Source organism: Pseudomonas gingeri, from assembly GCF_013385635.1.
Classification (GTDB): Bacteria; Pseudomonadota; Gammaproteobacteria; order Pseudomonadales; family Pseudomonadaceae; genus Aquipseudomonas; species Aquipseudomonas gingeri_A.
In genome coordinates, this window is the sequence record NZ_JACAPR010000021.1 from 57,717 (window position 1) to 69,669 (window position 11,953).

Sequence of the window (11,953 nt, forward strand, 5' to 3'; positions counted from 1 at the left end):
GCTCATGCCTTCAATCCTGCGTGTAGATCCTGCAAGCGACGCACGGTCTTCTCCGGACCGAACTTGAGCGCTTCGCAGATGGCTTCGCCAGCAGCAATGGTGGTTGTGCAGTAGATCTTGTGCTGCAGCGCGTTACGACGAATGGAGTACGAGTCGGCAATCGACTGGCGCCCTTCGGTCGTGTTGATGATCAGGGTGACTTCGTCATTCTTGATCATGTCGACGACGTGCGGACGACCTTCAGTGACCTTGTTGACCCGGCGCACTTTCAGGCCTGCGGCTTCGATCAGCTTGGCAGTACCGGCAGTGGCAACCACTTCGAAGCCCAAGTTGATCAGATCACGGGCCACGCCTGCAACCAGTGGCTTGTCGTCATCGCGCACGCTGATGAACGCGGTACCGCCGGTCGGCAGCACTTCGCTGGCACCCATCTGGGCCTTGGCGAAGGCTTCGCCGAAGGTGTCGCCGACACCCATCACTTCACCAGTGGACTTCATCTCAGGACCGAGGATCGGGTCCACGCCAGGGAATTTGGCGAAGGGGAACACCGCCTCTTTCACGCTGTAGAAGTTCGGAATGATTTCCTTGGTGAAGTTCAGCTCTTTCAGCGTCTTGCCGGCCATCACGCGGGCCGCGATCATTGCCAGGGAGACACCGATGCATTTCGACACGAACGGCACGGTACGCGAGGCACGCGGGTTCACTTCGATGACGTAGATGTCTTCGCCCTGCAAGGCCAGCTGCACGTTCATCAGGCCGACAACACCCAGTTCCAGGGCCATTTTCTTGACCTGTTCGCGCATCTCGTCCTGGATGTGCGCCGGCAGCGAGTACGGCGGCAGCGAGCAGGCGGAGTCACCGGAGTGAACCCCGGCCTGCTCGATGTGCTGCATGATCGCGCCGATCACCACGTCGGTGCCGTCGCAGACCGCATCCACGTCCATCTCGATGGCGCAGTTGAGGAAATGGTCCAGCAATACCGGGCTGTCGTTGGACACCTGGACCGCTTCACGCAGGTAGCGCTTGAGCTCTTCTTCCTCGTAGACGATCTCCATCGCCCGGCCACCCAACACGTAGGACGGGCGCACCACCAACGGGTAACCGATCTTCGCGGCGGCACGAATCGCTTCGTCCTCGCTGCGCACGGTGGCGTTTGGCGGCTGGCGCAGGTTCAGGCGCTGGACCATCTGCTGGAAGCGCTCGCGGTCTTCGGCGCGGTCGATGGCGTCAGGGCTGGTGCCGATGATCGGCACGCCGGCGGCTTCCAGGGCACGGGCCAGTTTCAGCGGAGTCTGACCGCCGTACTGGACGATCACGCCCTTCGGTTTCTCGACGCGGACGATTTCCAGCACGTCTTCCAGGGTCACCGGTTCGAAGTACAGGCGATCGGAGGTGTCGTAGTCAGTGGAAACGGTTTCCGGGTTGCAGTTGACCATGATGGTCTCGTACCCGTCGTCGCGCAGCGCCAGTGCCGCATGTACGCAGCAGTAGTCGAACTCGATACCCTGGCCGATACGGTTAGGACCGCCGCCCAGAATCATGATCTTGTCGCGGCCCGACGGCGCGGCTTCGCACTCTTCTTCGTACGTCGAGTACAGGTACGCGGTATCGGTGGCGAACTCGGCGGCGCAAGTGTCGACACGCTTGTAGACCGGGAACACTTCCAGCTTGTGGCGATGAGCACGCAGGCTCTTCTCGGTCACACCCAGCAACTTGGCCAGGCGCATATCGGAGAAGCCTTTGCGCTTGAGGCGGAACATCAGGTCGCGGTCGATGCTGGTCAGCCCCAGGGTCTTGACCTTCTCTTCGTCCTTGATCAGATCCTCCATCTGCACCAGGAACCAAGGATCGATCATGGTCATGCCGAAGATGTCTTCGACACTCATGCCGGCGCGCATGGCGTCCGCCACGTACCAGATACGCTCGGCGCCAGGCACGGTCAGCTCGCGCTTGAGCACGCTCATGCTTTCCGGATTGCTCAGGTCAACCTTCTCGTCCAGGCCGCAAACGCCCACTTCCAGGCCGCGCAGGGCTTTCTGCAGGGATTCCTGGAAGGTCCGGCCGATGGCCATGACTTCACCGACCGACTTCATCTGGGTGGTCAGGCGGGCGTCGGCCTTGGCGAACTTCTCGAACGCAAAGCGTGGCAGCTTGGTCACGACGTAGTCGATGGACGGTTCGAAGGACGCCGGGGTCTTGCCGCCGGTGATGTCGTTCGACAGCTCGTCCAGGGTGTAGCCCACGGCCAGCTTGGCCGCGACCTTGGCGATCGGGAAGCCGGTGGCTTTCGAAGCCAGGGCCGAAGAGCGCGATACCCGCGGGTTCATTTCGATCACGACCATGCGGCCGGTGTCCGGGCAGATGCCGAACTGAACGTTGGAACCGCCGGTTTCCACGCCGATCTCGCGCAGTACCGCCAGGGAGGCGTTACGCAGGATCTGGTATTCCTTGTCGGTCAGGGTTTGCGCCGGAGCAACGGTGATCGAGTCGCCGGTGTGCACGCCCATCGGGTCGAAGTTTTCGATGGAGCAGACGATGATGCAGTTGTCCTTCTTATCGCGGACAACCTCCATCTCGTATTCTTTCCAGCCGATCAGCGATTCGTCGATCAGCAGTTCCTTGGTCGGCGACAGGTCCAGGCCACGGGCACAGATTTCTTCGAACTCTTCACGGTTGTAGGCGATGCCACCACCGGTGCCGCCCATGGTGAAGGACGGACGGATGATGCACGGGAAGCCGAGCTTCTCGAGGACCGCATTGGCCTCTTCCATGCTGTGGGCGATACCGGAGCGCGGGCAGTCCAGGCCGATGGACTTCATCGCCTTGTCGAAGCGCGAACGGTCTTCGGCCTTGTCGATGGTGTCGGCATTGGCGCCGATCATTTCCACGCCGAACTTCTCCAGGACGCCTTCGCGCTCCAGGTCCAGGGCGCAGTTCAGGGCGGTCTGGCCACCCATGGTCGGCAACAGGGCGTCCGGACGCTCCTTCTCGATGATCTTGGCAACGGTCTGCCACTTGATCGGCTCGATGTAGGTCGCATCCGCCATGGCCGGGTCGGTCATGATGGTCGCCGGGTTGGAGTTCACCAGGATGACGCGGTAACCCTCTTCGCGCAGGGCTTTGCAGGCCTGGGCGCCGGAGTAGTCGAATTCGCAGGCCTGGCCGATCACGATCGGGCCAGCGCCGAGAATCAGGATGCTTTTTATGTCTGTACGTTTTGGCATGGGTTTGTCACTCAAATCCGCAGGTCAGTCGGCAAGCCGTCTTGAACAATCTTTGCAGAGCCCGAGGGGGCCGCCGGTCTCGGGGCCGCCCTCAGGCCTCACTTCAGCGTCGCTTGGCCATCTCATTGATGAAACGGTCGAACAGCGGCGCTACGTCGTTCGGGCCCGGGCTTGCTTCAGGGTGGCCCTGGAAGCTGAACGCGCTCTTGTCGGTGCGCTCGATGCCTTGCAGGGAACCGTCGAACAGCGACTTGTGAATCGCCCGGACGTTGCCCGGCAGGGTCGCTTCATCCACGGCAAAACCGTGGTTCTGGCTGGTGATCATCACAACGCCAGTGTCCAGGTCCTGCACAGGGTGGTTGGCACCGTGATGGCCATGACCCATTTTCAGGGTCTTGGCGCCCGAGGCCAGGGCCAGCAGTTGGTGGCCCAGGCAGATACCGAAGACCGGAATCTCGGTTTCCAGCACTTCCTTGATGGCCTGGATCGCGTAGCCGCAAGGCTCCGGGTCACCCGGGCCGTTGGACAGGAACACGCCGTCCGGCTGCAAGGCCAGTACGTCGCTGGCCGGGGTTTGCGCCGGCACCACGGTTACGCGGCAGCCGCGCTCTACCAACATGCGCAGGATGTTGTACTTGACCCCGTAGTCGTAGGCCACGACATGGTAAGGCAGGTCAGCCGCTTCGATAGTCGCGTGGCTGTCGGTTTTCAATTCCCAGACAGTGGAGCGCCACTCGTACTTTTCCCTGGTACTGACGACTTTCGCCAGGTCCATGCCCTTGAGACCGGGAAAGCCCTGGGCCGCGGCAATCGCCGCCGCTTCGGAAATAGTGTCACCGACCATGATGCAGCCGTTCTGCGAACCCTTTTCACGCAGGATGCGGGTCAGGCGGCGCGTATCGATACCGGCGATTGCCACCACATTGTTGGCTTTCAGGTAGTCGGACAGGGACATCGTGTTACGCCAGTTGCTCGCAACCAGTGGCAGGTCACGAATCACCAGACCGGCCGACCAGACGCGATCAGACTCGATATCTTCCGGCGTGGTACCGGTATTACCGATGTGCGGATAGGTCAGGGTAACGATCTGTTGGGCGTAGGAAGGATCGGTAAGGATTTCCTGATAGCCGGTCATGGCGGTGTTGAACACCACCTCACCAACGGTCTGACCGTCGGCTCCAATGGCTTCGCCGCGAAAAATGCTGCCATCAGCAAGGGCGAGTATGGCTGGCTTAGTCAAGAAGACCTCCCGTAAATAAAGCCTGAAGGGGCAATCGCAGGTTGTAAAAAAGCGGAGTGACGTATGGACACGTCACCCCGCTTCTTTCACTGAATTATTCTGCGCGCTTTTAGTGGACACACTAAAGCTGTAGCTTACAGAAAAAGGCTGTTTTGGTCCACCGCTAATGAGCCTTAAAGGCCGAGGAATGCGACAGGGCGTCGCTGAACGGTGTGAAACAGAGGTCGAAGGAGCCACAACCCGTGGGAGCCGGCTTGCCGGCGATGCGGACCTGGAGCCTGGCGGCGCCCTGACGAACGCCATCGCCGGCAAGCCGGCTCCCACAGAAGCATTGCGGTACACCCATCAATGCAGGTCGAGCACATCCTGCATGTCGTACAGACCCGCCGCCTTGCCGTCCAGCCAAAGCGCCGCACGTACGGCCCCCTTGGCAAACGTCATGCGACTCGAGGCCTTGTGGGTGATCTCCAGCCGCTCGCCTTCAGTGGCGAACAACACGGTGTGATCCCCGACCACATCGCCGCCACGCACGGTGGCGAAGCCGATGGTGTCACGCGCCCGCGCGCCGACATGACCTTCACGCCCGTAGACCGCGACCTTCTGCAGATCGCGCCCCAGCGTATCGGCGATGACCTCGCCCATGCGCATGGCCGTGCCCGAAGGCGAGTCGACCTTGTGCCGATGATGCGTCTCGATGATCTCGATATCCGCGTCGTCACCGAGCACCCGAGCGGTCAGCTCGAGCAACTTCAGCGACAGGTTGACCCCGACACTGAAATTGGCGGCGAAGACGATGGGAATATCCTTGCCCGCCTCCACCAGCAACTGCTTCTGCTCGACGCTCAGGCCGGTGGTACCGATCACCATGGCCTTGCCCGCCTTGCGACAGAACGCCAGGTTTTTCAGCATCACTTCCGGCAGCGTGAAGTCGATCAGCACATCGAACTCTTCAGCCACTTTCTCCAGGCCATCGGACAACAACACGCCGATCCGCCCCAGCGACGCCAGCTCACCGGCATCGGCACCGACCAGGGAACTGCCCGGACGCACGACAGCGGCGGTCAGACCGGCCAACGGCACCTGCAACTGCACCGCCTCGACCAGAATCTTGCCCATGCGCCCGGCGGCGCCCATCACAGCTATACGTCGCATGATCCGCTCCTTACAGGTCGCCGAAGAAACGTTTCACGCCTTCAAACCAGCCGCTGGCCTTGGGCGAATGCGAACTGTCACCGTCCAGGGAAGCCCGGAACTCTTCCAGCAACTCGCGCTGGCGACGACTCAGGTTGACCGGGGTCTCGACCGCCACGCGACACATCAGGTCGCCAGCTCCACCGCCACGCACCGGGGCCACGCCCTTGCCGCGAATACGGAATTGCTTGCCGGTCTGGGTGCCTTCCGGAATCTTCAGCTTGACCCGCCCGTCGAGGGTCGGAATCTCCAGCTCACCACCCAGGGCCGAATCGACAAAACTGATCGGCACTTCGCAGAACAGATGCTTGCCGTCACGCTGGAAGATCGAGTGCTCGCGCACATTGATCACCACGTACAGATCGCCCGTCGGACCACCCTGCGCGCCCGCCTCGCCCTCTCCGGACAAACGGATACGGTCGCCGGTATCGACACCGGCCGGCACTTTCACCGACAGGGTCTTGTATTCTTCGACACGCCCCTGGCCATGGCACGAGTCGCACGGATCGGAAATGATCTTGCCCTGGCCGTGACAACGCGGGCAGGTCTGCTGCACCGAGAAGAAACCTTGCTGCATCCGTACCTGGCCGATACCGCCACAGGTCGGACAGGTGATCGGCGCGGAGCCCTTCTTGGCACCGGAACCGTCGCACGGCTTGCAGTTGACCAGTGTCGGCACGCGAATATTCACGGTAGTACCGCGAACCGCCTCTTCCAGGTTCAGTTCCAGGGTGTAGCGCAGATCGCTGCCGCGCTGGGCGCCACCGCGCGAGCCACCACGACCACCGCCAAAGAAATCGCTGAACACATCGCCGAAGATATCGGAGAAATTCTGCCCGCCGAAGCCCGCACCGCCGCCGCCCATGCTCGGATCGACACCGGCATGACCGTACTGGTCGTAGGCCGCGCGCTTACTGGAATCGGACAGCACTTCGTAGGCCTCGTTGGCCTCCTTGAACAGGTCTTCCGATGCCTTGTCATCCGGATTACGGTCCGGGTGATGCTTCATCGCGAGACGACGGTAAGCCTTCTTCAGCTCCGCCTCGCTGGAGCCACGCTCGACCCCCAATATTTCGTAATAGTCACGCTTTGCCATAAATCGCCCCTGAGGCCAGCATCCGAACCTTGTCGCATGCTGTAAAAATTTGCGTGTTCCAGACACGCCAACGCGGGAGCAAGCTCCCGCGCGGCGACATCCTACCAGTCACCGCTCCCGAGCGGTCAACCGGCCGACCAACAAGCTACCCCTGGCGAGGCTTACTTGTGGTCTTTGACTTCTTCGAACTCGGCGTCGACGACGTCATCCTTGTGCGCCTCTTCCTGGGCTGGCTCTGCGCCGCCCGCAGGCTTCTCGGCCTGTTCGGCATACATCTTCTGGGCAACCGGAGCGGAAACCTTGGACAGTTCCTCGACCTTGGCGTCGATAGCAGCCTTGTCGTCGCCCTTGACGGCGGCTTCCAGGGCAACCAAGGCGGCTTCGATCGCGGTCTTCTCTTCGGCGGAGACCTTGTCACCGGCGTCGGCGATCATCTTGCGAGTCGAATGAACCAGTGCATCACCCTGGTTACGGGCAGCGGCCAGCTCTTCGAACTTGCGGTCTTCTTCCGAGTTGGCTTCGGCATCGCGGATCATCTGTTGAATTTCTTCATCAGACAGGCCGGAGTTGGCCTTGATCACGATCGACTGGGTCTTGCCGGTGGCCTTGTCCTTGGCACCTACGTGCAGGATGCCGTTGGCGTCGATGTCGAAGGTCACTTCGATCTGCGGCACGCCACGTGGAGCCGGTGGAATCTCGGCCAGGTCGAACTTGCCCAGGGACTTATTCTGCGCGGCCTGCTTACGCTCACCTTGCAGCACGTGGATGGTCACGGCGCCCTGGTTGTCGTCGGCAGTCGAGAACACCTGCGATTTCTTGGTCGGAATCGTGGTGTTCTTCTCGATCAGCGCGGTCATCACGCCGCCCATGGTTTCGATACCCAGGGTCAGCGGGCTGACGTCGAGCAGCAGGACGTCCTTGACGTCGCCGGCCAGTACCGCGCCCTGGATGGCAGCGCCCACGGCAACGGCTTCGTCAGGGTTGACGTCCTTGCGCGCTTCCTTGCCGAAGAAATCGGCAACGGTCTTCTGCACCATTGGCATACGGGTCTGACCGCCGACCAGGATCACGTCGTTGATCGCGCCGACATCGATGCCCGCGTCTTTCAGGGCGATACGGCAAGGCTCGATGGTGCGCTGAACCAGGTCTTCGACCAGCGATTCCAGCTTGGCGCGGGAGATCTTCACGTTCAGGTGCTTCGGACCGGTGGCGTCTGCGGTGATGTACGGCAGGTTGACGTCGGTCGACTGGCTCGACGACAGCTCGATCTTGGCTTTTTCGGCAGCTTCTTTCAGGCGCTGCATGGCCAGCGGGTCACCCTTGAGGTTCATGCCGCTTTCTTTCTTGAACTCGTCCACGAGGTAGTCGATCAGACGGATGTCGAAGTCTTCACCACCGAGGAAGGTGTCACCGTTGGTCGCCAGTACTTCGAACTGGTGCTCGCCATCGACTTCGGCGATTTCGATCACGGAAACGTCGAAGGTACCACCACCCAGGTCATAAACGATCACGGTGTGATCGCCACGCGCCTTGTCCATACCGTAAGCAAGGGCAGCCGCGGTCGGTTCGTTGATGATGCGCTTGACGTCCAGACCGGCGATACGGCCGGCGTCCTTGGTCGCCTGACGCTGGCTGTCGTTGAAGTAGGCCGGAACGGTGATCACCGCCTCGGTCACTGGCTCGCCGAGGTAGTCTTCGGCGGTCTTCTTCATCTTCTTCAGCACTTCGGCCGAAATCTGTGGCGGCGCCATTTTCTGGCCGCTTACTTCAACCCAGGCGTCACCGTTGTCGGCCTTGGCGATCTTGTAAGGGACCATCTGGATGTCTTTCTGCACGACGTCTTCTTCGAAGCGACGACCGATCAGACGCTTCACCGCGTACAGGGTGTTATGCGGATTGGTCACCGCCTGGCGCTTGGCCGACTGGCCGACCAGGATTTCGCCGTCGTTGGCGTATGCAATGATCGAAGGCGTGGTGCGCGCGCCTTCGGCGTTTTCAATAACTTTTGGTTGACCGTTTTCCATGACCGAGACGCACGAGTTGGTGGTCCCCAGGTCGATACCGATAATCTTGCCCATTTTACTCTCCCGAAACTTTGATTTTTTTGCCGCAGCGGTTATGGCCAACTGCGGTAGCACTTAAACGCTTGACTTATAGATGGGGGCCTTGCAGCCGATTTCAAGCCTGCTCGTCAATCGTCGGCGAAACCGGTGCAACCGCCTTGCTCACCACGACCATCGCCGGGCGCAGCAGGCGACCGTTGAGCTGGTAGCCCTTCTGGAACACTTTCAGGACGCTGTTCGGCTCGACGTCGGCGCTCTCCTGCATGGCCATGGCCTGGTGCAGCGATGCGTTGAACGGTTCGCCGTGCGGGTCGATGGCCTCCAACTGATAACGCTTGAGCGTGTCCTGGAACATCTTCAGGGTCAGCTCGATGCCTTCGCGCATCGGGCGAATGCTTTCATCGTCAGGGTTGGACAGGTCCAGGCCACGTTCCAGGCTGTCGATGATCGGCAGCAGATCACCGGCGAACTTCTCCAGCGCGAACTTGTGCGCCTTCTCGACATCCTGCTCGGCACGGCGACGGATGTTCTGCAGGTCGGCGGCGACGCGCAGCGCTTGGTCATTCGCGCCAGCCAGTTGCTCTTCAAGCACCTGCACGCGAGTCGCCAGGTCATCGCTCGAAGCGTCGCCAGCCTGGTTGGCTTCTTGATTTTGCGAATCCAGATTCTGTTCGTCAGCCATAAAAAACCTCCTTTCAATATCGTCAGCGAGCCGGGCTCGCACTTCTGCCCACGTATATGGGGCCGCATTTTGCAGGTTCAAGGGCCTTGCTGCATACCGCGGGCCGAGCGGTACATTCCCCTTCGAGCTAAAAAACACCGCCATTCAAGCGAATCGAGCTAAGCCCAGGCATTGTCAGTCGAAATCAAAACACTGTATAAATAACCAGACATTAAGCCTGGGAGCGGCCTTCATGCTGGTGCACCTGTCCGTACACAACTACGCAATCGTCGAACATCTCGATCTGGAACTGGATCGCGGGATGAGCGTCATCACGGGCGAAACCGGCGCCGGCAAGTCGATCATGCTCGACGCCCTCGGGCTGACCCTGGGCGATCGCGCCGACAGCGGCGTGGTGCGCCCCGGCGCGGACAAGGCCGACATTCTCGCCACCTTCGACCTCGAAGACATCCCGGAAGCCCGCAACTGGCTGGCCGAACGCGACCTGGACAATGACGGCCCCTGCATCCTGCGCCGGGTGATCACCGCCGAAGGCCGTTCACGCGGCTATATCAATGGCTCGCCCTGCCCCCAGGGCGACCTCAAGGCCCTGGGCGAGCTGCTGATCGACATCCACAGCCAGCACGAACACCAGTCCCTGCTGAAAACCGATACCCATCGGCGTCTGCTCGACGAATACGCCGGCGCGACCGATCTCGCCCGCCAGGTACAGCTCGCGGCCCAGCGCTGGCGCCAGACCCGCCAGGAGCTGGAGCGCCTCTCCAACTCCGGTGACGAACAGCGGGCCCGCCATCAGTTGCTCAGCTATCAGTTGGAAGAGCTGGAAAACCTCGGCCTCGGGGAAAACGAACTGGAGGACCTGGAGCAGGAACACAAGAACCTGACCAACGCCGAAACCCTGCTGGGCATTTGCCGGCAAGTGGTCGAGCAATGCAGCGAGAGCGATTCGGGCAACGTGCTCAACGCCCTGACCGCCAGCCTCAATCGCCTGGGCAGCGTCAGCAACGGCTCCGGTGCACTGGGCGAAGCCACCAACCTGCTGGCCAGCGCGCAGATCCAGGTCGAGGAAGCCGTCGGCGAACTGAACCGCTTCCTCGATCATTTCGATGCCGACCCGGCACGCCTGCAACAGCTCGAAGAGCGGCTGGACGCGATCTACACCCTGGCCCGCAAACACCGCATCCAGCCCACCGAAGTCGCCACCCTCCAGCAGAAATTGCTGGACGAAATCGAAACCCTGAATGCCAACGACGAAGCCATCGAGCGCCTCGGCGAAGAACTGGCCGCCTACGCCCGGCATTATCAGGAACGGGCACGGGAACTCAGCGACCTGCGCCATCAGGCCGCTACCGGCCTGGCCGGCGCCGTCGAACAGGAAATTCAGCGCCTGGGCATGCCCGGCGGGCGCTTCAGCATCGAACTGCACGCCAACACCAGCAGCGAGCCACTGCCTTACGGACTGGAACAGGTCGAACTGCTGGTCAGCGCCAACCCGGGCCAGCCGCTCAAGGCCCTGGCCAAGGTGGCATCGGGCGGCGAACTGTCGCGGATCAGCCTGGCCATCCAGGTGATTACCGCGCAGACCTCGCGCATCCCGACCCTGGTATTCGACGAAGTGGACGTGGGCATCGGCGGCCCGACAGCGGAAATCGTCGGCCAACTGCTGCGCCGCCTCGGCGAACGCGGGCAGGTACTGACCGTCACCCACCTGCCGCAAGTCGCGGCCCAGGGTCATCACCACCTGTTCGTGCACAAGGTACGTGGCAGCGATGCCACCCACACTGCCGTCTCCAAACTGAGCAAGACCGAGCGGGTCGAGGAAGTCGCGCGCATGCTCGGCGGTATCGACCTCACCAAGGAATCCCTGGCACACGCTAAAAAGATGGTCGTTACCGCGAAAATCTAAGCGCTCGACCGCTTCAGGCAACTCACTCAGGCGGCAAAAACATCAGGTAACAAAAAGCACGAAGGCGACCCTGGGGTCGCCTTCGATCGTTTCACGGACCTGAGTCCGCGCGACAGGCTTATCGTTTCTTACGCACGTACAACACCAGATTGTGGTCCACCAGCTCGACGCCATGCTCCTCGGCAATGGCCTTCTGCAGCTTCTCGATTTCCGGGCTGACGAACTCGACGACAGCTCCAGTTTCCACATCGACCATATGATCGTGGTGACCGCTGTCCGCCAGTTCGAATACCGCGTGGCCGCCATCGAAGTTATGGCGAACCACCAGTCCGGCCGCTTCGAATTGGGTCAGGACACGGTAGACCGTGGCCAGACCGACGTCCTCGCCAGCTTCCATCAGCGCCTTGTAGACATCCTCGGCGCTCATGTGACGCTGCTCGGCAGAGTCCAGCATTTGCAGAATCTTGACCCGCGGCAAAGTCACCTTTAAGCCGGCTTTACGTAGTTCGCTATTTTCAACCATGGTCAGCTTTCTCGCGATGCTGCTTCGC

The 11,953-nt window shown here is 61.3% G+C and carries 8 protein-coding genes; 1 reads left to right on the forward strand and 7 read right to left on the reverse strand.

The genetic code is table 11. From position 1 onward, the window contains the following. Positions 1 to 2: 2 nt before the first annotated feature. The 6 genes from carB to grpE all read right to left on the reverse strand — a co-directional run bounded on the left by carB (position 3) and on the right by grpE (position 9,496). Complete coding sequence (gene carB, locus HX851_RS24620; RefSeq protein ID WP_177058714.1) at positions 3 to 3,224, reverse strand: carbamoyl-phosphate synthase large subunit; 3,222 nt, start codon at positions 3,222 to 3,224, stop codon at positions 3 to 5. A gap of 103 nt (positions 3,225 to 3,327) precedes the next feature. After that, positions 3,328 to 4,464, reverse strand: coding sequence for a glutamine-hydrolyzing carbamoyl-phosphate synthase small subunit (gene carA / locus HX851_RS24625; protein ID WP_177066195.1), 1,137 nt, complete (start codon positions 4,462 to 4,464; stop codon positions 3,328 to 3,330). A gap of 345 nt (positions 4,465 to 4,809) precedes the next feature. Continuing rightward, a complete protein-coding gene (gene dapB / locus HX851_RS24630) occupies positions 4,810 to 5,616 on the reverse strand; it encodes a 4-hydroxy-tetrahydrodipicolinate reductase (RefSeq protein WP_177058697.1) in 807 nt (268 codons plus the stop codon). Between the two features lie 10 nt (positions 5,617 to 5,626). Further along, the gene (gene dnaJ / locus HX851_RS24635; RefSeq protein WP_177058695.1) at positions 5,627 to 6,751 is read right to left on the reverse strand and encodes a molecular chaperone DnaJ; all 1,125 of its coding nucleotides are present in this window, start codon (positions 6,749 to 6,751) and stop codon (positions 5,627 to 5,629) included. Between the two features lie 161 nt (positions 6,752 to 6,912). After that, the gene (gene dnaK / locus HX851_RS24640) at positions 6,913 to 8,829 is read right to left on the reverse strand and encodes a molecular chaperone DnaK (protein ID WP_177058692.1); all 1,917 of its coding nucleotides are present in this window, start codon (positions 8,827 to 8,829) and stop codon (positions 6,913 to 6,915) included. A gap of 100 nt (positions 8,830 to 8,929) precedes the next feature. Further along, on the reverse strand, positions 8,930 to 9,496 hold the full coding sequence (grpE, locus tag HX851_RS24645; RefSeq protein WP_177058683.1) for a nucleotide exchange factor GrpE: 567 nt from the start codon (positions 9,494 to 9,496) through the stop codon (positions 8,930 to 8,932). A 232-nt stretch (positions 9,497 to 9,728) separates the two neighbouring features. Between grpE and recN the strand changes: the two genes are divergently transcribed. Further along, entirely contained in the window at positions 9,729 to 11,402 is a 1,674-nt protein-coding gene (recN, locus tag HX851_RS24650; RefSeq protein WP_177058681.1) for a DNA repair protein RecN, read from the forward strand. Between the two features lie 118 nt (positions 11,403 to 11,520). Here the strand turns inward: recN and fur are convergent, their stop codons facing one another. Further along, positions 11,521 to 11,925, reverse strand: a complete 405-nt coding sequence (gene fur / locus HX851_RS24655) for a ferric iron uptake transcriptional regulator (RefSeq protein WP_177058679.1) — start codon at positions 11,923 to 11,925, stop codon at positions 11,521 to 11,523. Positions 11,926 to 11,953 lie beyond the last annotated feature (28 nt).

Coding starts and splice junctions, on each gene's coding strand:
- fur (WP_177058679.1), bottom strand. CDS start 11,925: ATGGTTGAAAATAGCGAACTACGTAAAGCCGGCTTAAAGGTGACTTTG.
- dnaK (WP_177058692.1), bottom strand. CDS start 8,829: ATGGGCAAGATTATCGGTATCGACCTGGGGACCACCAACTCGTGCGTC.
- recN (WP_177058681.1), top strand. CDS start 9,729: ATGCTGGTGCACCTGTCCGTACACAACTACGCAATCGTCGAACATCTC.
- dapB (WP_177058697.1), bottom strand. CDS start 5,616: ATGCGACGTATAGCTGTGATGGGCGCCGCCGGGCGCATGGGCAAGATT.
- dnaJ (WP_177058695.1), bottom strand. CDS start 6,751: ATGGCAAAGCGTGACTATTACGAAATATTGGGGGTCGAGCGTGGCTCC.
- grpE (WP_177058683.1), bottom strand. CDS start 9,496: ATGGCTGACGAACAGAATCTGGATTCGCAAAATCAAGAAGCCAACCAG.
- carB (WP_177058714.1), bottom strand. CDS start 3,224: ATGCCAAAACGTACAGACATAAAAAGCATCCTGATTCTCGGCGCTGGC.